The sequence below is a fragment of the Paenibacillus sp. FSL P4-0338 genome, assembly GCF_038002365.1.
GTDB lineage: Bacteria > Bacillota > Bacilli > Paenibacillales > Paenibacillaceae > Paenibacillus_AQ.
Map to the genome: position 1 here is coordinate 4,529,216 of NZ_JBBOCG010000001.1, position 25,117 is coordinate 4,554,332.

Genomic DNA, 25,117 nt, shown 5'->3' on the forward strand with positions numbered 1-25,117 from the left:
GCCTGATCCCCCCTATATATCAAAGACTTTACTCTTGTGGAATTTCTTTTTCAAGCTTGCGGATTCTGTCCCTCAGCTCAGCTGCGGTTTCGAACTCCTCCTGCACAATACTCTGCTGTAATTCCTGCTTCAGCTCATCAATCTGGCGCTTGCACATAATCTGTGCTCCAGCCCGCTTGGGAAGCTTGCCGACATGTGCTGTACTGCCATGCACCCGTCTGAAGAGCGGGTCAAGCGTACTGTCGAAATACTTATAGCAGGAGCTGCAGCCGAACCGTCCCAGCTTGCTGAACTGTGAATAGGTCATACCGCAGTTTTCGCAATGCAGACCTTGCACACTTTGTGCTGCTGCTGATTTTCCCTTGCCCGAGCCCTCCAGGTCCAGGAGACCGGAAAGCAAGCTGTGGATAGAGAAGCCTCCCGCAGTTCCGGGAATCAGTTCACCCTTCTCCCGCGCACAGCTTTCGCAAATATGAAATTCCGTCTTCTCCCCGTTCACGATCTTCGTGAAGTGGAGTGTAGCCGGTTTGACGCCGCATTCCTGGCATAGCATGAGCGGTGTCCCTCCTTACCATTTGACAAATTATTTGCCCAATAAAGAGATTAGCATAGCCTTCATAAGCTTGGCACGAATCTCATCCCGGTACGGCAGATTAACCGTCAGGCATTCCCGGGAAACCGCAGACCGCATTAGACACGCTTCACGTTTGGAGAGGAATCGGGCCTCCTCCAGCTGATAAATCAGCCCTTCGGCAGAATTCTGATCCATATCATTCCCTATCGTGGAGTTCAGATGTGCGTATAGGGCCACATTCTGTGGCAGCTCATAGCGCTGAATCCGGATATATCCGCCGCCGCCGCGTTTGCTCTCCACCACATATCCCTTTTCCAATGTGAACCGTGTGCTGATGACGTAATTGATCTGTGACGGGACACAGGAGAACTGATCCGCCAGATCATTGCGCTGAATTTCCACCGTACCTTCGGGACTTTCATGCAAAATATTCTTCAGATATTGTTCAATAATATCGGAGATATTACGCATCACTCATCCTCCAGTGTGTAAGCATTGGTTAAATCTGTGCTGCGCCAACGCCTGCCGTCAGAGACATGCTCTTTAGAATTTAACCCTGGCAATGCAATAAGAATCGGCTGCAAAAGCCTCTGCACTGCGCTTTTCTCTAAATGTTACATTCCTGAGAACGATATATCCGGCCTGCGTTGACTTTGACTTTCTTTGACTTTTTCATATTATAACATATTCTCACTGAATTCCAAGGGGTTACTCTTATTTTTTACTTTTTGGCTGTATTGTATTCCGGTTGCCTGCTTAGTTCCATGAATTGAGGCGTTATGTATAGGAAAGCTCCTCCGCTTCCAAGGGAAGGGGAAGAGCTTTTCTCTGTCAGAAAAAATCGAATAATGCCGTCTCGGCCTGCGGAATCAGCGCTTCAAGCCAAGCTGTCGCCTCAGCAGTCCCGGATAATTGTCCGTACTTTGCCGCCTGAAGCGGACGTTTATACCCCATCAGCAGCACGGTAAGCGTGCCGATACTGCATTCCAGGTCAGCCTCTGACCGCTCGCCCTGAATTTGGGTAAGCGTCGCCTCCCCCTGCTCCGACACCGTCCACTGCCACAACCCGTTGTTCCAGGACGCATGCTTATCTTCAATATAAAGCACCCGCTCCCGTTCACCCTCCGGCACATTGAAGCTCATGTTCTCCACAAAAGCCTTGGCATTGACGATACGCGCCATGAAGTATGGATAATTCTCCTGCGCAATCCGCGGATCAGGAAGGAGAAAGGGCAGAATATCGTCAGCAGGCACCAGCTTCAGCTGTGCAGCCGTAATCATGGAATCATGATTGGCAAGGAAGGTCCACAAGCCCTGGCGGGCAAGCTCGTTCCCATAGATGAACTCATCTATGACCAGCTCCTGCTGCACTATCTTATACAGCACATAACCTTCCGGGTCACCCTGCTCAGAATAAAACACACAGGAATGTGTATCGTCATCAAGCACACTTTCCTTCCACCAGGTCTCACTGCGCTGGAGAGTACCGTTATACCTCATGGCGAATTGGTCGTACAACTGCCGGAATACTGCAAGATCAGAGGTATCGCGCTTCACGCTGCCCTTAATCTCTGTCTTATGCGGGAACTTCCCTACCGGAAGAGTGTACTTCTTATATTCACAATAGATCTCCCAGCCGAATTTACGGTAAAAGGGAATCAGGAACGGATGCAAAAAGGACAATGTCTGACCGGCTTCGTTCATTGTCTGGAGCGCATGGGTCAGCAGATGGGCAACATACCCCTGCCGGCGCTTCTCCGGCCAAGTAGCTACACCGGCGATGCCCCCCATAGAAACGGGCTTGCCTTGTATATATACCTGTAACGGAAGAAGCGTCAGCTTCGCACCGATGCTGTTCCCTTCAAAAATCGCCCAGGTTTGTTCCGGTTTGAAATTCTCCTTGGCGTGTACTCTATCTTCTGCAGAAACCTTATACTTAAAAGCATATTCGGACAAGCTCAGGCTGTCCTCAAATTCTCCGGCACGTAATTGCCTGATTTCCATTCTGTTCCCCCCGTTACATTCCATAAATTAGCTCCAGATATTTGCTTAATAGAGAGTATAACAAGCGAAGCCGCCAGATGCTAATAGAGGCTTGTCATCAGCTGCAAAAAGAATAGTTATCCACAGCTTTTGCACAGCAACGCAAAAAACCGGAAAGAGATTCTTTCCGGCTGAAATGAGTTATCCACGAATACGTTTTATCTATCCACAATATTCACTTTTTATCCACAAAATCGGTGTATTACTTATGTTTTTGCTTGACTCATCCACAATATTATGCGTGATGTCCCCATAATCCGGGGATCAATTTGTTCCTGCAAAGGTATCCACATGTGCGCAACTTTTCTGTACTTACTGAAATCTATCCACAGCTTTTCCACAGCCCTGCCTGCACGCAAAAAAACCACTGTCGATTGCTCAACAATGGCTAATGTGTGCTTGGCAACGTCCTACTCTCCCAGGACCCTTCGGTCCAAGTACCATCGGCGCTGGAGGGCTTAACGGTCGTGTTCGGGATGGGTACGTGTGGAACCCCTCCGCTATCGCCACCAAACATGCGTCTGTGAAACAGACGCTGCCGCTAGAAATTCGGTTCATCACGAATGTGTGAATGAATTTCGTTGCGTTCAGGAACTTGATTCCTGAAAACTGAATCCGAAACGAATCTGCGTGTTAGAAATTTGGATAAGCCCTCGACCGATTAGTATTGGTCAGCTCCATGCATTGCTGCACTTCCACCTCCAACCTATCTACCTCGTCGTCTTCAAGGGGTCTTACATACTGGGAAATCTCATCTTGAGGGGGCTTCACGCTTAGATGCTTTCAGCGCTTATCCCGTCCGTACGTAGCTACTCAGCCATGCTCCTGGCGGAACAACTGATGCACCAGCGGTACGTCCATCCCGGTCCTCTCGTACTAAGGACAGCTCCTCTCAAATTTCCTGCGCCCACGACAGATAGGGACCGAACTGTCTCACGACGTTCTGAACCCAGCTCGCGTACCGCTTTAATGGGCGAACAGCCCAACCCTTGGGACCTACTTCAGCCCCAGGATGCGATGAGCCGACATCGAGGTGCCAAACCTCCCCGTCGATGTGGACTCTTGGGGGAGATAAGCCTGTTATCCCCAGGGTAGCTTTTATCCGTTGAGCGATGGCCCTTCCATGCGGTACCACCGGATCACTAAGTCCGACTTTCGTCCCTGCTCGACTTGTAGGTCTCGCAGTCAAGCTCCCTTATGCCTTTGCACTGCGAATGATTTCCAACCATTCTGAGGGAACCTTTGAACGCCTCCGTTACTCTTTAGGAGGCGACCGCCCCAGTCAAACTGCCCGCCTGACACGGTCCCCGTACCCGATAAGGGCACTAGGTTAGAACCTAGATACGATCAGGGTGGTATCCCAACGGCGCCTCCGCAGAAGCTTGCGCTCCTGCCTCAACGGCTCCCACCTATCCTGTACAGATCGTACCCAAATTCAATATCAAGCTGCAGTAAAGCTCCATGGGGTCTTTCCGTCTTGTCGCGGGTAACCTGCATCTTCACAGGTATTAAAATTTCACCGGATCTCTCGTTGAGACAGCGCCCAAGTCGTTACGCCATTCGTGCGGGTCAGAATTTACCTGACAAGGAATTTCGCTACCTTAGGACCGTTATAGTTACGGCCGCCGTTTACTGGGGCTTCGGTTCACAGCTTCGGATTGCTCCTAACCACTCCCCTTAACCTTCCGCACCGGGCAGGCGTCAGCCCGTATACTTCGCCTTACGGCTTCGCACAGACCTGTGTTTTTGCTAAACAGTCGCTTGGGCCTTTTCACTGCGGCCCCCTCGGGCTATTCACCCTACCGAGGCACCTCTTCTCCCGAAGTTACGAGGTCATTTTGCCGAGTTCCTTAACGAGAGTTCTTCCGCGCGCCTTAGAATTCTCTTCTCGCCTACCTGTGTCGGTTTGCGGTACGGGCACCTTCTCCTGACTAGAGGCTTTTCTTGGCAGTGTGAGATCATGACCTTCGCTACTATAATTTTCGCTCCCCATCACAGCCTGGCCTTAATAGTGTGCGGATTTGCCTACACACCAGCCTCACTGCTTAGACGGACATCCATCAGTCCGCGTCACTACCCTCCTGCGTCACCCCATCGCTCATAGCGGATTACGGTGGTACAGTAATTTCAAACTGTTGTCCTTCGACTACGCCTTTCGGCCTCGCCTTAGGTCCCGACTACCCTGAGCGGACGAGCCTTCCTCAGGAAACCTTGGGCTTTCGGCGGATCAGATTCTCACTGATCTTTTCGTTACTCATACCGGCATTCTCACTTGTATGCTGTCCAGCGCTCCTTACGGTACACCTTCAACCTACATACAACGCTCCCCTACCCCAGATGCAAAGCATCTAGCCATAGCTTCGGTGGTGTGTTTAGCCCCGTTACATTTTCGGCGCAGAGTCACTCGACCAGTGAGCTATTACGCACTCTTTCAATGGTGGCTGCTTCTAAGCCAACATCCTGGTTGTCTGTGCAACTCCACATCCTTTCCCACTTAACACACACTTGGGGACCTTAGCTGATGGTCTGGGCTGTTTCCCTTTTGACAATGGATCTTAGCACTCACTGTCTGACTCCCGGCAAGAAGTTAATGGCATTCGGAGTTTGACTGAGCTTGGTAACCCTTGCGGGCCCCGCACCCAATCAGTGCTCTACCTCCACCACTCCATTCACCGAGGCTAGCCCTAAAGCTATTTCGGGGAGAACCAGCTATCTCCGAGTTCGATTGGAATTTCTCCGCTACCCCCACCTCATCCCCGCATTTTTCAACATGCGTGGGTTCGGGCCTCCAGTGCGTGTTACCGCACCTTCACCCTGGACAGGGGTAGATCACACGGTTTCGGGTCTACGTCCACATACTCAGTCGCCCTATTCAGACTCGCTTTCGCTGCGGCTCCGGCTTCTCACCTTAACCTTGCATGTTAAACGTAACTCGCCGGTTCATTCTACAAAAGGCACGCCATCACCCATAGAAAGGGCTCTGACTTTTTGTAAGCACACGGTTTCAGGTTCTATTTCACTCCCCTTCCGGGGTGCTTTTCACCTTTCCCTCACGGTACTGTTTCACTATCGGTCGCCAGGTAGTATTTAGCCTTAGCAGATGGTCCTGCTGGATTCATACGGGGTTTCACGTGCCCCGCACTACTCGGGATCCGTCTCGGAGAGAACACAGTTTAGGCTACAGGGCTTTTACCTCTATCGCGGGCCTTTCCAGACCTCTTCGCCTACCATATTCCTTTGTAACTCCATGTGAGACGTCCCACAACCCCAAGAGGCAAGCCCCTTGGTTTAGGCTGTTCCGCGTTCGCTCGCCGCTACTGACGGAATCACTATTGTTTTCTCTTCCTCAGGGTACTTAGATGTTTCAGTTCCCCTGGTCTGCCTCTGCGTATCCTATGTATTCAGATACGAGTAACTGCGAATTACCACAGCTGGGTTTCCCCATTCGGACACCCCCGGATCAAAGCTTGCTTACAGCTCCCCGAGGCAGTTTCGTTGTTCGCCACGTCCTTCGTCGGCTCCTGGCGCCTAGGCATCCTCCGTGTGCTCTTAGTAGCTTAACCTCGATTGTTCCGTCAGGAAAATATCGGACAATGAATTTCTTCAACGCCTGTATTTCCATCTAGATCATCGTAGCATCGCCATTAATTTAAAACTTGTTTACACAAGTTCAACTTAAAGGAATGTTCTAAAACGCAAATTCGTTTCGGTATCCAGTTTTCAAGGATCAAGTTGTATCCAGTATTTCAGACATGACAAATAGATGCAGTTTGTTGGTGGAGCCAAGCGGGATCGAACCGCTGACCTCCTGCTTGCAAGGCAGGCGCTCTCCCAGCTGAGCTATGGCCCCGCAAATTCCATCAAAACCGAACAAATGGAAACGCTCAAGGCTTTACGAAGTAAAGCCTGCTTCAGGAAGTAAAGCCTGCTTCAGGAAGTTAACTTCCTGAAGACTTTTATTTGAATGTCTTCATTGCAGAAGACGATTCTCCATAGAAAGGAGGTGATCCAGCCGCACCTTCCGATACGGCTACCTTGTTACGACTTCACCCCAATCATCTACCCCACCTTCGGCGGCTGGCTCCCTTGCGGGTTACCCCACCGACTTCGGGTGTTGTAAACTCTCGTGGTGTGACGGGCGGTGTGTACAAGACCCGGGAACGTATTCACCGCGGCATGCTGATCCGCGATTACTAGCAATTCCGACTTCATGCAGGCGAGTTGCAGCCTGCAATCCGAACTGAGACCGGCTTTGCTGGGATTGGCTCCACCTCGCGGCTTCGCTTCCCGTTGTACCGGCCATTGTAGTACGTGTGTAGCCCAGGTCATAAGGGGCATGATGATTTGACGTCATCCCCACCTTCCTCCGGTTTGTCACCGGCAGTCACTCTAGAGTGCCCAGCTTAACCTGCTGGCAACTAAAGTCAAGGGTTGCGCTCGTTGCGGGACTTAACCCAACATCTCACGACACGAGCTGACGACAACCATGCACCACCTGTCTCAACTTTTCCCGAAGGGCACCTGATGCATCTCTGCTTCGTTAGTTGGATGTCAAGACCTGGTAAGGTTCTTCGCGTTGCTTCGAATTAAACCACATACTCCACTGCTTGTGCGGGTCCCCGTCAATTCCTTTGAGTTTCAGTCTTGCGACCGTACTCCCCAGGCGGAGTGCTTACTGTGTTAACTTCGGCACCAAGGGTATCGAAACCCCTAACACCTAGCACTCATCGTTTACGGCGTGGACTACCAGGGTATCTAATCCTGTTTGCTCCCCACGCTTTCGCGCCTCAGCGTCAGTTACAGCCCAGAAAGTCGCCTTCGCCACTGGTGTTCCTCCACATATCTACGCATTTCACCGCTACACGTGGAATTCCACTTTCCTCTTCTGTACTCAAGTCACCCAGTTTCCAGTGCGACCTCAGGTTGAGCCCAAGGTTTAAACACCAGACTTAAATAACCGCCTGCGCGCGCTTTACGCCCAATAATTCCGGACAACGCTTGCCCCCTACGTATTACCGCGGCTGCTGGCACGTAGTTAGCCGGGGCTTTCTTCTCAGGTACCGTCACTCCGGTAGCAGTTACTCTACCGGACGTTCTTCCCTGGCAACAGAGCTTTACGATCCGAAAACCTTCATCACTCACGCGGCGTTGCTCCGTCAGGCTTGCGCCCATTGCGGAAGATTCCCTACTGCTGCCTCCCGTAGGAGTCTGGGCCGTGTCTCAGTCCCAGTGTGGCCGTTCACCCTCTCAGGTCGGCTACGCATCGTCGCCTTGGTGGGCCATTACCCCACCAACTAGCTAATGCGCCGCAGGCCCATCCCCAAGCAGCAGATTGCTCCGCCTTTCATTCTCTCCTCAGGAGAAAAAAGAAATTATCCGGTATTAGCTACCGTTTCCGGTAGTTATCCCAGGCTTGAGGGCAGGTTGCCTACGTGTTACTCACCCGTCCGCCGCTAAGTCTGAAAGGAAGCAAGCTTCCTTTCAGACTCCGCTCGACTTGCATGTATTAGGCACGCCGCCAGCGTTCGTCCTGAGCCAGGATCAAACTCTCCAAATTGGTATTTAGAAAGAGCGATTGCTCATTTTGAAACTGACGATTCATTGAATGAATCTTGTAAAAATTAAAGCGTTCCATTTGTTCAGTTTTCAAAGAACTTGCTCCTGGCATTTCAACGTTATGTCTCTTGCACAGGAATTAGATCATATCATTTTATTACGTTTGTTGTCAACTTATTTTTCTTCCGCCGCTCAATTTAGCGTCGATGTCTCATAAGCACAAGAGATAATATATCACGCTCTCCAACCGTTTGCAAGTCTTTTTTACAATAGGATTAAACTCTGCTTTTTTTGAGTTAATAATGAATAGTTGACCACTGCCCTGCACAAATTGATTCCCATAATACTTCATTTGTCGCTACAATAGAATTTATCTTCATATCCAAAGATAACTAACTTATTAGCTGTTCCTGAAAGGAGTTCAAATGTCCAACAAGACCCTGCCTCAAGCTCCCCCCGTCCCTCTGGGGGAATCACGCAATCTGCAGCAGGCTACCATCTACCGCATTTTGCTCGCCGTCAGCTTTGTTCATTTATTCAACGATTCCATTCAGGCATTGATTCCGGCGATGTTCCCTGTACTGAAAGATAACCTGGTACTCTCCTATGCCCAGATCGGCTGGATAGCGTTCGCGCTGAACCTTACCTCTTCGGTAATACAGCCTATTATCGGCTTCGCCGCTGACCGTAAGCCGCGTCCGATCCTGCTGCCGCTGGGGATGTGCTGTACCTTTGCCGGAGTGTTCCTGCTGGCTTTTGCCGGTAATTATGTATTAGTGATTGTGTCCGTAATGCTGGTGGGCTTCGGATCAGCTGCGTTCCATCCGGAAGGCATGCGTGTGGCTCATATGGCCGCCGGTCAGCGCAAGGGGCTGTCGCAATCCATATTTCAGGTGGGCGGAAACGCCGGCCAGGCCTTGGGTCCTCTATTAATGAAGTGGGTATTCATTCCCTTCGGTCAGATGGGTGCTCTCGGCTTCACCGTTATCGCCGCTGCCGGAGTAGCCATCCAAGCCTATGTGGCCCGCTGGTACCGTGAGATGCTGGATGCCGGATACACCTTCCGCAAAAAATCAGCTGCCCGCTCCATCGACCCTGCCCGCAGCAAACGTATTCTGATTACAACGGTTATTCTGGTCTTCATCGTATTCGTGCGATCCTGGTACGGCGCCTCTATCGGCGGGTATTATGCCTTCTACTTAATGGACAAATACGGGATGACGCTGGATAAGGCACAGATCTATATCTTCATCTATCTCGCTGCCGGCGCTGTCGGCACTTTCTTCGGGGGCCCGCTCGCAGACCGCTTCGGCCGCCGCAATCTTATTCTGGTCTCGATGATCGGGACGGTGCCGTTTGCGCTGGCCCTGCCTTTTGTGAACCAGTTCTGGGCGGCCGTCCTGCTGATTATCTCCGGGTTCATTCTACTATCCAGCTTCTCCGTCACGGTTATCTACGCGCAGATGCTGTATCCAGGCAATATCGGTACGGTCTCGGGTCTAATTACCGGCCTTGCCTTCGGGCTTGGCGGAATTGGCTCTGTCGTAATCGGGCATCTGATCGACACGATCGGAATCGCCACGGTGTTCGTGGCCTGCGGCTTCCTGCCGCTGCTCGGCCTGTTGGCTCTGCTGCTGCCTGGTGACAAGAAGCTCGAGGAATGGGCAGCGGAATAAGCAAATCTATTCATAGCATGGAGAGAACCTTGGCGAACATAGCAGCCGCAAGCCCGCTGCCGGCAGTCATGTAGTTGTCCGGATCAGAGTGGTCGAAGCCCATCCATACCGCTGCAGTCCATCTAGGGGTATAGCCTACAAACCATAAATCCCTGTTGGCCTTGCCGGGGACTCCCGGCAGATCCAACTGCGTGGTTCCTGTCTTACCGGCGACTGTAACATTCATTCGCGCCCGTCTGCCCGTCCCTTCACTCACTGCCTGACGGAGCATGGCAGTCATATCCGCTGCGGTACGTACCGAAATGGCTTGCTGCGGCGCAGCGACATGTGAATACACCACCTGGTTCTGCGAATTCCTGATACTACGCACCAGATACGCCTTGTTAAGAATGCCTCCATTCGCAAAGACGGTGTAGGCTTGAGCCATCATGAGCGGAGAAACCCCGCTATACAGACCTCCAAGGGCAATGGCCAGATGGTTGTCTTCTGCAGCGAGTTCTATTCCCAGCCTGGCGGCAAACCCACGGGCATAGCTGACCCCCACCTGCTTCAGTAACCATACCGCTGGGGCATTAATGGACTGCTGCAGGGCAACCCTCATGCTCACCTGCCCACGATATACACCGTTCAGATTAGCCGGACTGTAGCTGCCATAGGTTGTTTTAATGTCAGGCAGGAGACTGTCCGGCGTATATTTCCCGCTCTCCAGCGCCGGCCCATAATCTATAATGGGTTTGAGCGCGGAGCCTGGCTGCCGGGAGGGAGTTACGGCTCTGTTCAGACCGCCTGTACGCGGGTTTCGCCCGCCCAACAGTGCAGCCACTTCACCGGTCCGCTGGTCCATGATGACCATGGCTGCTTCTGCTCTCTGGTTTTTGCCATCCGGCGGAAATGCCTCCTCCTGTGAGAATGCCCGCTCCATAGCACGCTGCACCTCAATATTCATGCCTGTCACCAGTGTATATCCGCCTGTGCTTAGCTCCTTTTGCGATAATCCTGTCTGCCGCATCACTTCCTGAATTGCCGCACCCATATAGGACGCCCCGACAATCTCAGTCTTATCCTTAACCGGAGGTACGTAGGTGCTCTTCATTGCTGCCGTCATCTGTTCCGTTGTAATCAGCTGTTGCTGTTGCATAATCCGCAGGACAAGATTCCGTCTGCTTGCTGACCGTTCAAGGTTGTCTGCCGGATTGTAAATAGACGGCCCTTTGGGGATAGCCGCAAGCGTCGCGATCTGCCCGATCTCCAAATGCTTCAGATCAGTTATACCAAAATAACGCTCCGCTGCAGATTTCACCCCATATTGCCCTTGTCCCATATAAATTTGGTTGAGATACAACTGCAGAATCTCATCCTTCGATAACTGCTTCTCCAGGGCCAATGCTATTGAGGCTTCGTTCAGCTTACGCAGCAGATTCTGCCCCCGGTTCAGATACAACCCTCTTGCCAGCTGCTGGGTGATGCTGCTTCCACCCTCAGATACCCCCATCCGTACGGTATTATTGACTAATGCACGGGCTATTCCCTGGTAGTCCAGACCTTTATGGCTGTAAAAACGGCGGTCCTCTACAGCAATGAAAGTATCTATGAGCAGCTGCGGCATTTCTCCTAGTCCTGCTTTGATTCGATAGCCCGTTTCAGGCAGCGGTATTCTCCGCAACACCGTTCCGTCAGAGGCCATAATGACGCTTGACTCCGGTAAAATCATTTTCTCCGGATAACGGTCCAGCACCAGCTTTCCATACTGACTCATATATATAATTCCTGCTAGCATAAGAATGGTAAGGATGACTGTCAGATCAAAAACGGTATAGCAAATACGTAGCAGGAATCTCCGTCTTGTTCCCATACTCATACCTGCCGAGTCCAATTCTCCAGAAGCTTTTCCAGTCCCAACGCCTCGTGCTTAGCCATCACCAGATGCTGCAGAACTGCACCGGGGATAATACAGACCTCTTCCTCTGACTCCGCCACTGTCTGTTCCAGCGTGCGGATCAACGCCCGTGTCCGCAAAATAAGCGCTATGAACTCTTGTGCATCCGGCTCTGGCATTTGTATTTGCGGTGCAGGGGCCGCTGCCGGCCGCAATCCGGCCTGATGAATCCGGCGCAGACTGGCAGCCAGCCGTCTGAATTCCCCACCCGATTGTACCTCAAGGTCCGTAAGCTCACAGGAGCCGTGAACCGCCAGTTGTTCTGCGGCGCGCAGCAGCGCGGTGGTATCGTTGGCTGCTTTTTGTGAACGGAGCAGGAACAGCCCTGCACATACAACGGTGAACATCATGACAGCCGCCGGTCTTGCGCCGATATGATTGATGATCCAATGCATGAAACGGACAAACAGCGCAGCCGATTCCGGCGTATACCAGGAGTAGAGCATAGTAAAAATCCCCCGCATAAGCAGCAACAGCCCTGCACTAAGCAGAGCGCTACCGCAGAATATGTAGAGGTAAAGTGTGCGGATCGTGTGTATTTTTGACATCAGCCAATTTCTCCTGCCTCCCCGGGTCTCATCCCATAGCCCAAGGATATCGGCTAAATCTTAAGAAACACCATTGCCACTTCTTAAGAAATACTGAAGATTGTCAGGAGGATACCGGAAATCGGGTAACAAAGTCAGTCCGGGATCTGGTGCTGTGAGCCGTAATCTCCCCATGGTGCCTTTCCACAATTCCCTTGGCAATCGCCAGACCTAATCCCGATCCCCCGGTAATCTGCGATCTGGAGCGCTCCGCCCGGTAGAACCGCTCAAAAATATGTGGAAGATCCCCCTCCGCAATCATCTCGCCGAAATTGCTGATCCGCACAACTGCATCGTTACCTTCACAGCTGAGTCCAATCTCAAGCCGTTTCCCGTCCTTCCCGTACCGGATCGCATTGGCAATCAGATTCTCATACGCACGTACCAATTCATAAGGAGCCGCTTCAATCCACAACGATTCGGTATCATCCTGCAGTTCATAAGTCATGCCTTCACGGGTCAGTGCCGGAACCGATTCCTCCGCAAGCTGGCGCATAAATGCCTTGAGATCGAGCCGTTCCAGCACTAACGGCAGTCTGCTGCTGTTAACCCGCGTGTATTCAAACAAGTCGTCAATCAGCTTGCGCAGCACCAATGACTTCTGATAGGCAATCCCTACATAGTAACGTATCTCCGTCTCTTCCCGGCAGCGGTCCTGCTCAATATATTCTAAAAACCCAAGCACCGAGGTCAACGGAGTGCGGAGATCATGCGATACACCGGTAATCAGCTCGTTTTTGGACTCGACAGCCTTGCGTTCTTCCAGCAGCGAATGCTGTAGCCGCTCAGACATGATGTTGATGTTCTCTGCAAGTACCCCCAGCTCGTCCGACGTTCGAACCTCAATCCGGTGCGATTCATCAAGCTTCGTGATCTGCTGGATACCGCTGGTGATCTCTTCGAGGTACGAGACGATTTTACGCGTATAGATGAAGAAGAAAATCAGAAAGCTGGCAATCCCGACAGCAGTCATCAGCGGCGCTGAACCGATATGGTTGATGATCCATTTCAAAGTAAGTGAGTACAGCGCGGAGGGCTCCGCCGGCTCAAGATAAACTAAGGAATTGACCAGCCGATAGCCAGCCAAAAGCAGAGCTGCCCCCGACAAAATGCTCAGCACAAAGGCCCAGATAAACTTCCAGCGGATGGTGCTTATATATTTGGTGTTCACTACAGTTCCCCTCAGCTTTCAGGATGGATGATCCAGTTTGTAGCCAATGCCCCATACGGTCTGCACATAACGGGGCTGCTTTGCGTCCAGCTCAATTTTGTCGCGGATATTGCGGACATGCACCATCACGGTATTGCCACCATCCAGAAAAGGCTCATTCCACACTTTCAGATAAATCTGCTCCATGCTGAGCACCTGTCCCTGATGCCGCGCCAGAAGTTCCAGGATAGAAAACTCGCGGGGTGTCAGCTTCACCTTGCGATTGTCCACACTTACCTCATGCCGAAGTGTATCTATCAGCAAATCTTCAAAGATCAGTTCATGCTCATTCGTTCTGGCAGAAGTGTCCCGATTCAATTTATGGTAACGTCGCAGCTGCGATTTGGCCCGCGCCACCAGTTCCAGCGGATTAAACGGCTTGCCCACATAATCGTCTGCACCGATGCTGAGTCCAAGGATTTTGTCCATATCGGCATTCTTGGCGGAGAGCATAATAATCGGCATGTTGCGCTCTTCACGAATCTTCATGCAGGCGGCAATCCCATCCATGTGTGGCATCATCACATCGAGTATAATGAGATCCACCTCTTCCTTGCCAAGGCATTCAAGCGCCTCTCTTCCATCAAATGCCTTAAGCAGCCGGTACCCCTCATTGCGAAAATAGATATCCAGCAGTTCCACAATCTCCACTTCATCATCCACCAGCAGTATCGTTTCTTGGTTCATGGGCATTTAATCCTTTCCCTAGCTCTTTCCATTAGTCTATAAGAAAAAGTTCAGAGAAGGCAACCATACGGTCAGGCTTGATCGGGATAATATTATTCAGCGGTGTTTTTTTGCGGTACAATTAGTTAAAACTTAAATTAATATGATATTGGACACTTATTCATCAAGGGAGGGACTGCAGGTGAAAAAAATATTGACCGGCATCCGCAAAGGATACGGCAAGAAGCTCGTCTCGATTCACTTGTGGAATGCCTGGCTGGTCTTAATCCTTGCCGTTAGCGGTCTGATGCTGGTAGGCGGCTTCTGGAGAGAGCTGCTGGGTGAAGGCAGAGTGTGGCTGAAGTGGGGCCATATCGTGTTCGGTCTGGTGCTGTTGATCCCTGTAGTCTATTATCTGCTACTGGCAGCGAAGCACTGGAAGCGGCTCAAGGGTAAACCTGCGCAAAAAGCCAATGTCCTCTTCGTGCTGACGCTTTTGATCGGCTGGCTGATCTCAGGGGTTGTACTCTGGCAGTTCAGGCTCGCCGGGCCGAGAGCAGCGAATACTGCGTTATTCATCCATGATCTGCTGACCTGGGTCGGCCTGCCCGTAATCATCTATCACTCCATTACCCGGGTGAAGTGGCTGAAGGAGCCCAAGAAGCGCACGATTGTGGCAGAAGCTGTACCTGTAAAAGAGACCTCTTCTCACGCAGAACGGGCGCGGCGCGCGGCTCCTTCTGAAGCCCAGCCTATGTATTCACGCCGCGGGTTCATTAAGGTTGCGGTAGGCGCCGGGCTTGCTGTCACGCTCGGCCCTACTTTTGTCCGCTGGATCGGTAAATCCCTGCAGTTTCCGGGTACAGCCGACTATGCGGCAACCAATGCCAATGCATTGATTCCTGACCCTGTTCCGCTGGCGGAATCTGCACCTCCTATCGGCGGGGGAGCCGAGGGCAGCTTTCGGGTATATACGGTCACGGCCATTCCCGCGTTCGACAACTCCAACTGGTCTTTTACTATTGATGGCCTGGTGGATAAGAAGCTGAGCTGGAACTGGGAAGAGTTCGTTAAGCTGCAGCGTGAGGTGCAGGTCAGTGATTTCCACTGCGTGACAGGCTGGTCTGTGTACAAAAACACATGGGAGGGTCTACCCCTCTCGAAGCTGCTCGATATGGCCGGTGTGCAGCCTGGGGCCGTCATGGTCAAGTTCTACTCGGGAGACGGTGTCTATACGGACTCACTCACTCTGGATCAGGCAAGGATGGACGATATCATGGTGGCTGTGATGCACGATGGCAAACCTATCCCCAATCAGCTCGGCGGACCGGTTCGTCTCGTTACTCCGCAAATGTATGCCTATAAATCGGTTAAATGGCTGAACCGCATTGAGTTAATCAATGAAGATTATGTCGGGTATTGGGAACAGCGGGGGTATGACAAAGATGCCTGGCTGCCGGGTGCCAAGCGGGTGTAGTTGCAGCTCCTGCCTTTTATCCAATTAAAAAACCTCCTTTCCCAATTAGGGAATTTGGAGGTTTTTTGTTCTTGCTTAATGGATCACAGGCTTTTGAAGGAAGCATCGTACAGGCGGAACATGGTTTTGTAGCCGGACTCGTCAATCTTGATTCCAACGTCCAGGCGACCCGATATTTCCAGCGGACCTGAGGTGTGGCGGAGCTTACTGCCTTCAGGAACAAACACAATCATAATCTTGTTCCAGTAGGTCTCATCCCCATTATCGAACGGACACTCTGCACCCGGTTCGGGAATAAGCAGGAACCAGTTTTTCTCAAAAGAAAGGACCTCGCCCATGAATCCCTTAATAGTGACCTGCTGACCGCTAAGATCCCAGAAGTGCTCTGAGGGCCGGGTCTGATCGTCTCCATCAAAAAAACCGTTCCAGTCTATGGCTGTATTCCCTGTGTAGGCAGCAACCACTGTAGCCGTTGCCGCTGGTGCCGCAGACGGAGACAGTGACGGTGGCACGCTCAATACCGGAGCAGATTTCGCCTTGACGGATTCTGCTCCAGTGCCGCTTCCCTCGGTACCCTTAGACGCTGCTGCTGGGCGGGGGCTTTGTACAGAAGATGAGGCTGCCGGACTCGGAGTAGTAGTTACGGTCTTCCCAGGGGTCTTCCGGGAAGCCGTCTCAACAGGTGCAGCAGCAGGCGATGGAGACGGCTTGAACGTAACCGTCACCTTGGATCCGGCATCCGTACCTTTGGATGGAACAGCAGACGCAGCAGCTCCGCCCTTGGTAACTGGAGCAATGGCCTGCGGGGAAGGGGATGCTGACGACTCAGCTTCCACCGTGACTTCCGCAGTGCTCTGCGAGGCTTCCGCCACCGCTGCAAAGGATTCCCCGTTGCCTTCGGTAGCAGTATTCTGGCCACATGCCTGAAGCAGCAGCAGACCTATCACAGCTCCCGACAGCAGAATCAGTCTTCCTTGTAGTCGTATCAATTGAACGTACCTCCTATGATTTGAACAAGGCGAGCGGGTGCATCCGGTACATCCGGAAGGCTGGTCCAAGCGAGGACAGCAGACCTATAGCCAGCGCCCCAAGCACAATAAGCCAATGCTCCGGTGTCCAGTGGTAGGGCTCGATTTGAATGCCCGCCTGCGAGAACAGCATGTCCCTCAGCAGATAAGCTCCGAGATGACCGGTCACAAGCCCCGCGATAAGTCCGGTTGCCGTTACGAGCAGGCCTTCTGTGGTCAGGGAGAGCCATACGTAGGCCCGTGATTTTCCGAGAAGACGCAGTATTCCGACATCCTTGGTCCGCTCTGAGGCTGCTGCAACAAGAGATAATAGAATCGCAATACCTGCGAGCAGCACACATATAGCCGTCAGCATCCCCAGCAGCCGGGAGCCCTGATCCACTGCATTCAACACATCGGACACAGCCTTGCTGGTATACACCGCCTGAACACCGCCGCTGCCATCGAACGCCTGCTTCAAATCATGGGCCCCCAGCAGACTAGCCGGCTTAACCAGCACTGCCGTAATCTCCCGCTCCTCAGGCGCCAGGCCATGTACAGCCCAGGCATAGTCCACCGTTGTAAAGACCGCACGGTCATCCGGAGTATGGAGTTCTGGAAGAATCCCCGCTACCCTATACCGAAAATCCTCATGGGCATGCCCGCCTGATTCTCCCGCTGCATGCTCCTCCTCATGACCCTCCTCATGCTCAGGAGCTGAGGATTCGTGGTCTTCTCCCTGCACAAGTCCATGCGCCCCCGCAAAGGTATCGCCTATCTTCAGTCCCAGCGACCGGGCGACGTAAGAGCCTACAATCGTATCTCCAGTATCGGCATACATCTTGCCTTCCTGCAGCCTGCTGCCGCCGTAACGGTTGAAGAAGTACCCGGAATCTATCCCAACAATTGGATAGCCTTTGTAGTTGTCGCCCGTAGTCATCGCAAAGGCAGCTTCCACGGACGGGTCACTCCGTGCCTCATCCAGTACAGTGAGCGGGATATTCCCGGTTGGTGCGCCAATATGATAAAAGGTATTGAGCACCAGTTGTGTCTCACTGCCCGCTGCCCCTATGACAAGATCAAAAGGGCCATAGCCTTTCTTGGCCCCCTGCTCAACACTCTGCCGGGATAGAACAAGTAAGACAATAAAGGCAACTGTAATCGCCACAGCACACACGGTAAGCAGAGACAGGAACCGCCGGTGCAACACATTGCGGAGGGTGAGCTGGAAGAGGCTCATAGTGAAACCCCCTCCTTGTCTATCCCGCTGAACGAGGACCGCTGCCGGGCTAATACCTCCCGGCGTACTTCATTGATATCCTGAATGTTCAAGCGGCGCGGAAACCGTTCAGCCATATTGAGGTCATGTGTTACCACGATTAAGGTGTGTCCATGCGCTGCACTAAGCTCCAAGAGCAAAGAGGATATCTCATCGGCAGTCTCCCAGTCCAAGCTGCCTGTCGGTTCATCTGCCAGCAGAAGCGGCGGGTGATTGACCATGGCTCTTACAATGGCAACACGCTGCTGCTGCCCGCGTGAGAGCTGGGAAGGCAGATGCCTTCCGCGGCCCCCCAGGCCCACCTGTTCCAGCCAGCCGTCCACTATACGCCGTCGCTCCTTTTGCGGAAGCCGGGCCGTCATGGCAATCTCGACATTCTGCCGCGCGGTCAGCGAGGGAATCAGATGGAAGTCCTGCAGCACATAGCCGATAGCAGAAGCACGGAAGGCATCGCGCTTCGCCTCAGTTAACTCGTGAAGCGGCTGTCCATTTACGGTAATTCTGCCGCTGTCTGTACTCATGATGCCGCTGATCAAGTGCAAAAGCGTGCTTTTACCGGACCCGCTGGGTCCGGTAATGGCTACGCACTCTCCTTGTTCAACGTTCCAAAGCGGGATATCAAGAATCGGCACAGCTCTGCCGTCCACTTTGAATTGTTTGGTTACATTCTGAATCTGGAGCAATAAGAGCCACTCCTATCTGAGTACAATGCGTTCGGACAAGGCATCCCAGGTTAGGGTCGTGCCCTTCAACTGGTTGAATGCACTAAGCGGAAGGTAGAGTACATTGTTATCCACATCCACCGTATATGCGGCCGCTTTGCTGTTCAGCTTCGCTGTTTTACCTGTCAGATCGACGTCGATCGTATTCTTTCCAAAAGCCAGCTTGGCAGCAGAGGTGTTCCCTGTATAGGTTCCTCCAAGCGCCTTCACCAGTGCCTGTGCCGGGTAGAGCACCTCATTGTCGCGGCTGATTTTGAATTTCGGATAGACATATTTCGCTTGCAGCTCTGCGGAACGTTTGTTCAGATCAATTCCCAGTATGTCTGCTCCTGCCGTTGCGATCTGCGTATTGTCAATCTGTCCCTTCACCTTGTCAGCAATCGGGCCATACGCCCACACCCCAACATCCACCGCAGAGTGACCATGACCCGACCAGCCGACCAGCAGACGCTTGGAAATTACTGCATTATATGCGCCTTCCCGTTTGTACGAAGAACCGTCGCCATTCATAATCTGGGTAACTTCCTCATCCGTCAGATCTGTAATCCAGGTGTTTGCGGTTACGATCTTGCGAATCTCTTCCGGTGTCTGTGCTGCTTCAAGATCGGCTGCCAGACTCTCGGAGGAGTGCTTCTGCTTGTTCCACAGATCGATGTTAATCTCATAGATATTGTCACGCGAGAGTGAGAGGCCGCCTGTCTCATGGTCAGCCGTAACCACTACGGAGGTGTTGCCATTTTTCTTCGCAAAATCAACAGCTGCCTTGAAGGCTGCGTCGAAGTCAAGTGCTTCCTGCACCATAGTCGGCAGATCGTTGGCATGACCGGCATGGTCGATACGCCCGCCTTCAATCATCATAACGAAGCCGTCTTTATCGGCGGACAGAATATTCAGTGCCTTGGAGGTCATCGCCGCCAGGCTCGGAATTTCAGGAGTGCGGTCTGGAGTATAAGCCACATGGGAGTTACCGAACAAACCTAACACCTTGGTATTCTTGGAAGTAAGTGCATTTAAGGCGGTGGTATTCTCAACTACCGTGTACCCTTTCGCTTTGAAGTCAGGCAGCAGGTTCTTATCTGTACGCTTGCCCTTCTCCTCCTTGGTCAGGAAGAACTGCTTCCCGCCGCCCATCAGCACATCCACTCCGCTCTCCAGATACTGCGAGGCAATCGCCGATTCGTTGTCACGGTTACGGACATGGGAAGCATACACGGCTGGTGTGGCATGGGTGATACGGGCAGTGGTCACAAGGCCTGTGGCCTTGCCTGCGCTCTCGGCAGCTTCAATAATGGAAGCAAAGGGCCTCGAGACATCCTCATTAGAGACGCTGATGCCTGCGTTATAGGTTTTATGACCTGTAGCAAATGCAGTACCGGCAGAGGCGGAGTCTGTGACGATCCCGGATACGATTTTACCGCTGTCCTCTCCCCGGTCTGCATATGTAGTAGCTTGTCCCACGTAGTATGGATCGAGGTTCAGGTGCTTGACTCCCTTGGTATATTGCTGAAAATATCTTGCCGCAGACACTTGGGCCGGGCCCATGCCGTCGCCGATCAGAACAATAAGATTCTTAGACTGGGCCTTGGCAGCGCCCCCGGAATTCGCCGGGCTCTTGGCCGCACCTGCAAGGGTTGCTCCTGATACTACAGCTGCCGCCAATCCTCCAACAATCATGCCCCTCATTAACTTGTTCATCATATACCCCTTCCTCATTGTGACGGTTCTAATCCCAAGCTTACCTTGGAAAGATTAACTAACTGTCAAAATAAGTATGGAGTTGTATTAAATTATCAAGTGTTCACATATACAAAAAGCCCTGTACCTCTCCGCCGTCAGGCAAAAGAATTACAGGACTCTGTATACCTCTATCCGTTCTCGCCTTACAACTCCAGCAAGCGGATCAGCTCGTCTTCGTCTTCGATAACCTTGACCCCCAGCTGCTGAGCCTTGGCCAGCTTGCTGCCCGCCTTCTCCCCGGCGATGACCAGGTCAGTCTTCTTGGAGACGCTGCCGGATACCTTGGCTCCCAGAGCTTCCAGGCGTTCGGCCGCTTCTTCGCGGGTCATTTTGTGCAGCGTACCTGTGAGTACAACGGTTAAACCGCTGAAGTAGGAGTTGGTAGCAACTACACGCGGAGCTTCAGCACCCTTGGCCTCTACCCCCAGCGCCCGCATACGGTCAATACTGACCACTACGAACGGATCGGCAAAATAGTTCACGATGCTCTCTGCCACAATCCCACCGATATCCGGCAGCCCGGCCAGCTCCTCCGCTGTAGCAGACATGACGGCTTCCAGGCTGCGGTAATGGTCGGCCAGCATTCTTGTCGTGGCTTTGCCGGTATTAGGAATGCCGAGTGCATAGAGGAAGGATGCCAGATCTCTGCCTTTGCTGTCTTCGAGTGCCTTCAGCAGATTCGCCGCCTTCTTCTCTCCGAACCGCTCCAGCTTCACCAGCTGGTCGAAGGTTAGCTCATACAGATCCGCAGGCTCCCGAACACTAAGCTCCTCATACAGCTGAGCCGCAGTCTTCTCACTGAACGTCTCAATATCCATGGCATCTCTGGACGCAAAATGGGTAATCCGGCTGACAATCTGCGGCTTGCAGTCCAGCTTGTTGTTGCAGAACAGATGAGCGCCGCGCATCTCCAGCGGGAACCCGCAGGCCGGACACTCCTCAGGGAACAGGATCTCCCCGCCGTCACTCTCTTCTGTCACCTTGCCCAGAATCTCCGGGATCACATCATTGGAGCGGCGGATGAACACCCGTGTGCCCAGTGCGAACTTCAGATTCTTGCGCTCAATATCGCCCACATTGTTAAGGGTGCAGTTCTGTACCGTAACCCCGGCTAGTTCTACAGCTTCCACCCGCGCGAGCGGAGTCACTTTGCCGGTACGTCCGACATTCCAGCTTACAGATTCAAGAATAGTTGTGGTCTCTTCCGCCTCAAATTTATAGGCAACGGCCCAGCGCGGGAACTTGTCGGTATACCCCAGCGCCTCACGGATGCGGAAGTCCGTGACCTTAATCACTGCTCCGTCAATCAGATAATCCAGACCGGAACGGCTCTCTTCAATCTCTGCCAGCTGCTCAGTCACATCATCGAAATTGCTGAAGTAGTTGAGGTAAGGGTTAACCTTGAACCGGTTGCTGCGCAGGAAATCCATCATCTCCTGATGATCGCCGAACTTCACGCCCTCTGCATACCCCACATTATAAAAGAAAGCATTCAGCCTGCGGTCGGCAGTCATCTTGGGATTCAGGTTGCGCAGCGCGCCCGCCGCACCATTGCGTGCATTCTTCAGCGGCTCTGCTGCGCGGGTATTATAATCCGCCAGTACAGACAGGTTCATAATCCCCTCGCCCTGCACTTCAATAACGCCTTCCTTGAACGGGATATTCAGCGGAACGGACTTGATCGTCTTCACCTGAGCCAGAATCCCCTCACCTGTCACCCCGTTGCCGCGGGTAGCTGCTTGTACAAGTGCCCCATCACGATAGGTCAGGTTCAGTGTCAAGCCGTCGAACTTCAGCTCCACGGCATAACACGGATCCGGCAGCGGATTGTCCGGGTTCTTGGTATTATAATCATTCACCAGCTTCAGCACACGGGTGTTCCAGGTACGAAGCTGTTCAATGTTCTGCGCCTTATCCAGACTCCACAGCGGTGCCAGATGGCGGTGCGGTGTGAAGCCCTTGAGCAGCTCCCCGCCTACCCGCTGGGTCGGAGAATGCGGCAATACCATTCCGCTCTCCGCTTCCAATGCTACCAGCTTATCGTAGAGCACATCATATTCCTTGTCGCTGATCTGCGGGGCATCCAGCGTATAGTAGTGATAATTGTACTGATTCAGCTCGGCGACAAGTTCTTCCATCGTGAACATAATATCCATCCGGCACATCCCTCCGTCAAATGGGTTTCCTACGGTTAGCGTGATCCAAAAGCATTGCCGTTAATCGCAAGCTTGATTTATTCAACTTTGGTGATCGGCGCAAAGCCGGCCAGCAGCCGCTTGACGCCTACCGGCGCCGGGAAGGCAATCTGCAGCTCCGTATCGTTGCCGCTGCCCTTCACGGCTACAATGGTGCCGATGCCCCATTTGCCGTGGGAGACCTTGTCGCCTGCCTTGAAGCCTCCGGCCTCCGCAGCCGCCCCGGCTCCGCCCGTCGTGCGCTGCGCGCCTCCGGTCGTTACCACAACACGGCCCGCGCCAGGCACCGCGCTTGCCGAACTGCCGCTGCCGAAGCTGGCGGACCCGCCGCCTCCCGGCGCGTTCCCGGCAGCAGCGCTGCGGCTGCCGAAGTTCCCCCGGCTGCCTCCGCTTCCGCTGAAGCCCCGGCCGCCATAGGCACCGCCTGCCTCCGCGCCTCCGCGCCGGAAGCGGTCCGATTCACGGACGGTATCTTCCTTCAGCTCCTCCGGAATCTCCTCCAGAAAGCGGGACGGCGCATTCGCGTTCGTCCGCCCGAACAACGTGCGCATCCGTGCGCAGCTGAGGAACAGCTGCTTCTCCGCACGGGTTATGCCCACATACGCCAGCCGGCGTTCTTCTTCCAGTTCATCATTGTCCTGGAAGGCACGGCTGTGCGGGAACACCCCTTCCTCCATCCCGATGATGAAGACGGTCGGGAACTCCAGCCCCTTCGCGCTGTGCATCGTCATCAGCACCACCGCATCGCTGCGTTCCTCTTCATCGTTCACACTGTCGATATCCGCGATCAGTGCCAGATCGGTCAGGAAGGAGACCAGCGACTTGTCTTCATTGTTCTTCTCGAACTCCATCGTAACAGACAGGAACTCGTCAATGTTCTCCAGGCGTGAACGGGACTCCAGCGTATTCTCATTCTGCAATTCAAGGCGGTACTGCGACAGCTCGAGAATCTTCTCAGTCAGCTCTGTCACCGAGAGGAATTCCACCATCCGGTGCAACGCTTCGATCATATCGTAGAATTCCACCAGCGTGTTGCGGGTCCGTCCGGCGAATCCGAGATCATCCACCGTCTGCAGCGCCCGGAAAATCGACACGCCCTGGGCAGCAGCCGCTGCCGCAAGCTTGCCAACGGTTGTATCCCCCAGCCCGCGCTTCGGAACATTGATAATCCGCGTCAAGCTGATATCATCATCAGGATTGGATAACAGCCGCAGGTACGCCAGCAGATCCTTAATTTCTTTACGGTCGTAGAACTTGATCCCCCCGACAATCTGGTAGGGAATATCCGACTTGATCAGAATTTCTTCTATTACACGGGACTGGGCGTTCGTACGGTACAGAATCGCATGATTCTGGTAAGCCTGTCCCTGCTTCACATTCTTGCTGATCTCCCCGGTGACGAAATATCCTTCGTCATGCTCAGTGTCACCGCGGAACACCTTGATCTTCGCGCCTTCATCGGAGTCGGTCCACAGCTTCTTGGGCTTGCGGCCCGTATTGAGGGCAATCACGCCGTTGGCGGCATTCAGAATATTTGAGGTGGAACGGTAATTCTGCTCCAGCAGAATCGTCTGGGCTTCGGGGTAATCCTCTTCGAAGTTCAGAATGTTCGAGATATCCGCCCCGCGCCAGCGGTAGATGGACTGGTCACTGTCCCCTACCACGCAGATCCGGTGATGGCCTTCAGCCAGCATCCGGCAGAGCATGTACTGCGCCCGGTTCGTATCCTGATACTCATCGACATGAATATACTTGAACTTCTTCTGATAGAAATCCAGTACATCCGGCTTCTCCTTGAACAGCTCGATCGTCTTCATAATCAGGTCATCGAAATCCAGAGAGTTGTTGCTTCTCAGCCGGTGCTGGTATTTGGTGTACACTTTAGCAACCAAGCCTTCAAAATAATCGCCGACCTTCTGCTCATACTGCGCCGGTGTGATCAACTCATTCTTGTTCGTGCTAATAACAGCCTGGATGGCCTTCGGCTCGAACTTTTTGGTATCGATATCCAGATCCTTCATACAATTACGGATAACAGATAGCTGGTCTGTCGAATCCAGAATGGAGAAATTCGAGGTGAAGCCGATCTGATCAATATCCTTCCGCAGAATCCGCACACACATGGAGTGAAAAGTGGATACCCAAATATCCCGGCCCTCCGGCCCTACCAGCTTGGAGACACGGTCCTGCATCTCCCGGGCGGCTTTATTCGTAAACGTAATCGCCAGAATCGCCCAAGGCGGTGCCTTGCGGTTCGCGATCAGCCAGGCAATCCGGTGGGTCAGCACGCGGGTCTTACCGCTGCCTGCGCCAGCCATGATGAGCAGGGGGCCTTCAGTTGCTTCTACAGCCTGACGCTGCGGGGGATTCAGACGGCTTACGGCGTCTTGTATGTTAACAAGTTGCATGTGTTACATGCTCCTTTCTGAATAAAAGCTATATCATGATCTAT

Annotated in this window: 15 protein-coding genes, 1 tRNA gene and 3 rRNA genes; 2 read left to right on the forward strand and 17 right to left on the reverse strand. The window is 52.9% G+C overall.

The window, feature by feature from the left end:
* Positions 1 to 28: 28 nt before the first annotated feature.
* The 7 genes from MKZ07_RS19945 to MKZ07_RS19975 all read right to left on the reverse strand — a co-directional run bounded on the left by MKZ07_RS19945 (position 29) and on the right by MKZ07_RS19975 (position 8,174).
* Positions 29 to 553: a UvrB/UvrC motif-containing protein gene (locus MKZ07_RS19945; RefSeq protein WP_036692314.1), complete on the reverse strand. Its 525-nt coding sequence runs from the start codon at positions 551 to 553 to the stop codon at positions 29 to 31.
* A 30-nt stretch (positions 554 to 583) separates the two neighbouring features.
* Complete coding sequence (locus tag MKZ07_RS19950; protein WP_036692312.1) at positions 584 to 1,045, reverse strand: CtsR family transcriptional regulator; 462 nt, start codon at positions 1,043 to 1,045, stop codon at positions 584 to 586.
* A 360-nt stretch (positions 1,046 to 1,405) separates the two neighbouring features.
* Positions 1,406 to 2,578 (reverse strand): GNAT family N-acetyltransferase, encoded by a 1,173-nt coding sequence (locus tag MKZ07_RS19955; protein ID WP_036692310.1) that lies wholly within the window; start codon positions 2,576 to 2,578, stop codon positions 1,406 to 1,408.
* Between the two features lie 436 nt (positions 2,579 to 3,014).
* Positions 3,015 to 3,131 (reverse strand): 5S ribosomal RNA (gene rrf, locus MKZ07_RS19960).
* Positions 3,132 to 3,258: 127 nt separating this feature from the next.
* Positions 3,259 to 6,180, reverse strand: a 23S ribosomal RNA gene (locus MKZ07_RS19965).
* Between the two features lie 211 nt (positions 6,181 to 6,391).
* Positions 6,392 to 6,467, reverse strand: a tRNA-Ala gene (locus MKZ07_RS19970).
* Positions 6,468 to 6,613: 146 nt separating this feature from the next.
* A 16S ribosomal RNA gene (locus tag MKZ07_RS19975) occupies positions 6,614 to 8,174 on the reverse strand.
* Together the 16S, 23S and 5S rRNA genes with 1 tRNA gene alongside form the textbook arrangement of a ribosomal RNA operon.
* Before the next feature lie 424 nt (positions 8,175 to 8,598).
* Between MKZ07_RS19975 and MKZ07_RS19980 the strand changes: the two genes are divergently transcribed.
* Positions 8,599 to 9,849 carry an MFS transporter gene (locus tag MKZ07_RS19980; RefSeq protein ID WP_036694781.1) on the forward strand — a complete coding sequence of 417 codons (1,251 nt, stop codon included), beginning with the start codon at positions 8,599 to 8,601 and terminating at the stop codon, positions 9,847 to 9,849.
* 10 nt (positions 9,850 to 9,859) lie between these two features.
* Here the strand turns inward: MKZ07_RS19980 and MKZ07_RS19985 are convergent, their stop codons facing one another.
* The 4 genes from MKZ07_RS19985 to MKZ07_RS20000 form a co-directional block, all read right to left on the reverse strand.
* Positions 9,860 to 11,605, reverse strand: coding sequence for a transglycosylase domain-containing protein (locus MKZ07_RS19985; RefSeq protein WP_341027229.1), 1,746 nt, complete (start codon positions 11,603 to 11,605; stop codon positions 9,860 to 9,862).
* A gap of 98 nt (positions 11,606 to 11,703) precedes the next feature.
* Positions 11,704 to 12,333, reverse strand: coding sequence for a hypothetical protein (locus tag MKZ07_RS19990; RefSeq protein WP_036694778.1), 630 nt, complete (start codon positions 12,331 to 12,333; stop codon positions 11,704 to 11,706).
* 103 nt (positions 12,334 to 12,436) lie between these two features.
* Positions 12,437 to 13,543 carry a sensor histidine kinase gene (locus MKZ07_RS19995; protein ID WP_341027231.1) on the reverse strand — a complete coding sequence of 369 codons (1,107 nt, stop codon included), beginning with the start codon at positions 13,541 to 13,543 and terminating at the stop codon, positions 12,437 to 12,439.
* A gap of 18 nt (positions 13,544 to 13,561) precedes the next feature.
* Positions 13,562 to 14,269, reverse strand: coding sequence for a response regulator transcription factor (locus MKZ07_RS20000; protein WP_036694776.1), 708 nt, complete (start codon positions 14,267 to 14,269; stop codon positions 13,562 to 13,564).
* Between the two features lie 181 nt (positions 14,270 to 14,450).
* Between MKZ07_RS20000 and MKZ07_RS20005 the strand changes: the two genes are divergently transcribed.
* Complete coding sequence (locus MKZ07_RS20005; RefSeq protein WP_036694774.1) at positions 14,451 to 15,725, forward strand: molybdopterin-dependent oxidoreductase; 1,275 nt, start codon at positions 14,451 to 14,453, stop codon at positions 15,723 to 15,725.
* Positions 15,726 to 15,808: 83 nt separating this feature from the next.
* Here MKZ07_RS20005 and MKZ07_RS20010 read toward each other — a convergent pair whose 3' ends face one another.
* The 6 genes from MKZ07_RS20010 to pcrA form a co-directional block, all read right to left on the reverse strand.
* Positions 15,809 to 16,714: a hypothetical protein gene (locus tag MKZ07_RS20010; protein WP_051493428.1), complete on the reverse strand. Its 906-nt coding sequence runs from the start codon at positions 16,712 to 16,714 to the stop codon at positions 15,809 to 15,811.
* Positions 16,715 to 16,727: 13 nt separating this feature from the next.
* Positions 16,728 to 17,972: an ABC transporter permease gene (locus MKZ07_RS20015; RefSeq protein WP_036694773.1), complete on the reverse strand. Its 1,245-nt coding sequence runs from the start codon at positions 17,970 to 17,972 to the stop codon at positions 16,728 to 16,730.
* Positions 17,969 to 18,694 (reverse strand): ABC transporter ATP-binding protein, encoded by a 726-nt coding sequence (locus MKZ07_RS20020; protein ID WP_036694772.1) that lies wholly within the window; start codon positions 18,692 to 18,694, stop codon positions 17,969 to 17,971. The genes MKZ07_RS20015 and MKZ07_RS20020 overlap by 4 nt, the downstream gene beginning before the upstream one ends.
* Before the next feature lie 12 nt (positions 18,695 to 18,706).
* Positions 18,707 to 20,428 (reverse strand): alkaline phosphatase, encoded by a 1,722-nt coding sequence (locus tag MKZ07_RS20025; RefSeq protein ID WP_445670308.1) that lies wholly within the window; start codon positions 20,426 to 20,428, stop codon positions 18,707 to 18,709.
* A 185-nt stretch (positions 20,429 to 20,613) separates the two neighbouring features.
* Positions 20,614 to 22,626 (reverse strand): NAD-dependent DNA ligase LigA, encoded by a 2,013-nt coding sequence (gene ligA, locus MKZ07_RS20030; protein ID WP_341027238.1) that lies wholly within the window; start codon positions 22,624 to 22,626, stop codon positions 20,614 to 20,616.
* Between the two features lie 77 nt (positions 22,627 to 22,703).
* Positions 22,704 to 25,073 (reverse strand): DNA helicase PcrA, encoded by a 2,370-nt coding sequence (pcrA, locus tag MKZ07_RS20035; RefSeq protein WP_076161178.1) that lies wholly within the window; start codon positions 25,071 to 25,073, stop codon positions 22,704 to 22,706.
* Positions 25,074 to 25,117: the final 44 nt, after the last annotated feature.

Coding starts and splice junctions, on each gene's coding strand:
- MKZ07_RS19985 (WP_341027229.1), bottom strand. CDS start 11,605: ATGAGTCAGTATGGAAAGCTGGTGCTGGACCGTTATCCGGAGAAAATG.
- MKZ07_RS20015 (WP_036694773.1), bottom strand. CDS start 17,972: ATGAGCCTCTTCCAGCTCACCCTCCGCAATGTGTTGCACCGGCGGTTC.
- ligA (WP_341027238.1), bottom strand. CDS start 22,626: ATGGATATTATGTTCACGATGGAAGAACTTGTCGCCGAGCTGAATCAG.
- MKZ07_RS20000 (WP_036694776.1), bottom strand. CDS start 14,269: ATGAACCAAGAAACGATACTGCTGGTGGATGATGAAGTGGAGATTGTG.
- MKZ07_RS19950 (WP_036692312.1), bottom strand. CDS start 1,045: ATGCGTAATATCTCCGATATTATTGAACAATATCTGAAGAATATTTTG.
- MKZ07_RS19955 (WP_036692310.1), bottom strand. CDS start 2,578: ATGGAAATCAGGCAATTACGTGCCGGAGAATTTGAGGACAGCCTGAGC.
- pcrA (WP_076161178.1), bottom strand. CDS start 25,073: ATGCAACTTGTTAACATACAAGACGCCGTAAGCCGTCTGAATCCCCCG.
- MKZ07_RS19980 (WP_036694781.1), top strand. CDS start 8,599: ATGTCCAACAAGACCCTGCCTCAAGCTCCCCCCGTCCCTCTGGGGGAA.
- MKZ07_RS19945 (WP_036692314.1), bottom strand. CDS start 553: ATGCTATGCCAGGAATGCGGCGTCAAACCGGCTACACTCCACTTCACG.
- MKZ07_RS20025 (WP_445670308.1), bottom strand. CDS start 20,428: ATGAACAAGTTAATGAGGGGCATGATTGTTGGAGGATTGGCGGCAGCT.
- MKZ07_RS19990 (WP_036694778.1), bottom strand. CDS start 12,333: ATGTCAAAAATACACACGATCCGCACACTTTACCTCTACATATTCTGC.